Origin of the sequence: Salinimicrobium profundisediminis (assembly GCF_026241755.1) — a bacterium.
Lineage (GTDB): Bacteria > Bacteroidota > Bacteroidia > Flavobacteriales > Flavobacteriaceae > Salinimicrobium > Salinimicrobium profundisediminis.
Genome location: NZ_JAPJDA010000079.1, coordinates 1 through 2,187, shown reverse-complemented (window position 1 = coordinate 2,187; position 2,187 = coordinate 1). Strand labels below are relative to the sequence as shown.

The window sequence follows — 2,187 nt, the reverse complement described above, 5'->3', positions numbered from 1 at the left end:
TGTTACAGCGACTGAAGGCGAACTATTAGTTGATAATGAAAATATTTTAAACCATAAAGGGAAAAGACTTCGCAGCCTCCGCACAAAAGTCGGAATGATCTTCCAAAATTACAATCTTGTAAAACGTTCCAATGTCTTTAAAAATGTATTAGCTGGCCGGCTTGGTCACACTGGCACATTGCGTTCACTCTTCAATTTATTCTCCAAAGAGGACCGCAGTCTTGCGTATGAAAGCCTTAAGCGTGTAAATATTGAAGAAAAAATATACAATCGTGCCGACGAACTAAGCGGCGGACAGCAGCAGCGTGTAAGTATAGCGCGTGTGCTTACTCAAAAGCCGAAGTATATCCTGGCAGATGAACCTGTTGCATCACTTGATCCGCCTACTTCTCACCAAGTTATGACATATTTAAGGAAAATCAATCAAGAAGATAATATTACAACGGTCGTGAATCTTCACTTTATTGATATGGCGATGGAATACGCGGATCGTATTATTGGTATGCGAGCTGGTGAGGTCGTATTTGATGGCCCTGCTTCAGAAGTATCTGAAAAAACATTTGAAGAAATATATGGCCGAACAATACGTGAAGGTGATCTTCGCGGAGGGACTGAGGCATGACAGAAAAAGAAATAAAAAAAACCAGTACCCAGTCACCTTCGGTTATTCCCTTAAAAGCCAAGTTTCGAGTTACAGTTATTTTCTTTATTGTACTAGCATTCTACCTTTTTAGTTCCTTTAAAACAGAATCTTCAATAACTGAGTTTATTGATGGAATTGGAAATATGGGAGAGCTATTTCAAAAATTTTTCCCGCCTAATTTAAGCCTATTTCAAGCCATTTGGCCAGCTTTAGCTGAAACAATTCAGATGGCTATTATTGCAACGACAGCTGCAGGAATTCTCTGTATTCCATTAAGCTTACTGGCAGCCAATAATGTTACAACCAATAAAATTCTTTATAATATTGTCCGCTTTTTATTGAATATTTTAAGAACGATTCCAGATCTGGTACTTGCTGTTATTTTCGTTGCGTTATTCGGGATTGGAGCATTACCTGGTATTATCGCACTGGTTATCTTTTCCCTAGGATTACTAGCCAAATTAATAAGTGAAACGATTGAAGCAATTGATATGAATCCTTTAGAGGCGATGCAAGCATCTGGAGCGAATACAATTCAAACTATTTACTATGCTGTTGTGCCGCAAGTACTGCCTCAATTTACGTCATTTGTTTTATATGTTTTTGAAATTAATATCCGTGCCTCTGTTGTATTAGGGTTAGTAGGTGCCGGTGGAATTGGACAAATCCTTGATCAGCAGATCAAGTTCTATGAATATCCGAATGCAATGGGTATTATTATTATCATTTTTGCATTGGTGGTAATCATTGAATATATTAGTACAAAAGTAAGGGAGGCGATTGTCTGATGATGCATAATTTACCTCCTAAACCGAAGCGTTCAACTTTTAAGACAGTGCGAAATATCCTTATTGGGGTTATTTTAGCCGGGATCTATATTTGGACATTTATGGGGATTGATATTGACTTTGCCAAAGCTGTAGAACGGATGACTAACAATTATGCCCGTATTATTCCCAAACTTTTAGATCCTGACTGGTCAGCTCTATCAGATGTTTGGGCAGCCATGGTGGAAACGATTTATATCGCCTTTGCCGGCTCTTTAATGGCAGCTATTCTTGCCATTCCTCTTGGTTTCTTAGATGCGCAAAACATGACAAATAACAGAGTATTAACGACAATTGGAAAATGGATCCTAAGTGCAATCCGTGCTTTCCCGGATATCATTTTAGCCATTTTATTTATAGTTGTTGTCGGACCAAAGCCTTTTGCGGGAGTCCTTGCCATTGCAATTGGTTCTACAGGAATGCTAGGGAAATTGTATTCTGAAGTTCTGGAATCTATCGATACAAATGTGGTGGAAGCCATGGAAGCGAATGGAGCTAACAAGCTGCAGATACTAGTTCATGGAATCCTTCCGCAGATTACACCTGAATTTCTTTCCTATGCCATCTATCGTTTTGAAATCGATGTGCGTGCTTCAACCATCCTCGGGATCGTCGGAGCAGGAGGTATAGGAACATTAATTGTATTTGCGAAAATGAATCGAAACTGGGAGGAAATGGGGCTTATCCTGTTGATGATCATTGTTGTTGTAACAGTCA

3 protein-coding genes are annotated in these 2,187 nt (G+C 39.1%); all 3 read left to right on the top strand.

What is annotated here, in order from left to right:
- Positions 1-622, top strand: a 622-nt coding sequence (gene phnC, locus OQ279_RS18595) for a phosphonate ABC transporter ATP-binding protein (protein ID WP_266071362.1), incomplete at its 5' end; no start/stop codon positions are given.
- The gene (phnE, locus tag OQ279_RS18590) at positions 619-1,431 is read left to right on the top strand and encodes a phosphonate ABC transporter, permease protein PhnE (protein WP_266071361.1); all 813 of its coding nucleotides are present in this window, start codon (positions 619-621) and stop codon (positions 1,429-1,431) included. The genes phnC and phnE (OQ279_RS18590), both read left to right, overlap by 4 nt.
- 47 nt (positions 1,432-1,478) lie before the next feature.
- A partial coding sequence (phnE, locus tag OQ279_RS18585; RefSeq protein WP_266071360.1) for a phosphonate ABC transporter, permease protein PhnE occupies positions 1,479-2,187 on the top strand: 709 nt, incomplete at its 3' end.